The sequence below is a fragment of the Serratia sp. CY33525 genome (assembly GCF_052169115.1).
In the GTDB taxonomy this organism is placed as follows: Bacteria; Pseudomonadota; Gammaproteobacteria; order Enterobacterales; family Enterobacteriaceae; genus Serratia; species Serratia sarumanii.
This window is the reverse complement of record NZ_JBJNLK010000040.1, coordinates 1-537: the sequence shown is the minus strand read 5'-3', so window position 1 is coordinate 537 and position 537 is coordinate 1. Positions and strand designations below refer to the sequence as shown.

Here is a 537-nt window from a genome sequence, read left to right as displayed (position 1 = left end):
CGCTCGCCTGCCTGCGACCAGCGCTGCGCCAGCGCATCCAGCCCCGCGTTGGCCGCCGCATAGCTCGCCTGCCCCGCCGACCCGAAGGTGGCCGCCGCCGAGGAGTACAGCACCATAAAATCGCACGGTACCAGGCTGTCATGCAGGTGCTCGGCACCCCGCACTTTCACCGCCCACGCCTGCGCCAGCTTCTCGGCCGACTGGTTGGCCAGCGTGCCGTCCGTCAGGACGCCCGCGGTGTGGATAACCCCGGCCACCGCCGGCCACTCCTGCGCCGCCAGCCAGTCCCCGACCGCCGTCACGTCGGCGGCGTCCGCCACGTCGCAGGCCAGGCTCTGTACCTGCACGCCCTCCCACGCCGGCAACGCCGCCGCCCGGCCGCTGCGCGACAGCAGCAACAGATGCGTCGCCCCCTGCTCTGCCAGATAGCCCGCCGCCACCTGGCCCAGCGCGCCGTTGCCGCCGCTGATCACATAGGTCGCGCCGGCGCGGATCCCGGCCCGTTCGCCGGCCGGCAGATGACAACGCTGCAGGCGC

1 protein-coding gene is annotated in these 537 nt (G+C 73.7%); it reads right to left on the bottom strand.

Features of this window, described 5'->3' with window-relative positions:
• Positions 1 to 537 (bottom strand): beta-ketoacyl reductase (locus ACJ8IM_RS25220; protein WP_308317587.1); only part of this gene is annotated, 537 nt, incomplete at both ends.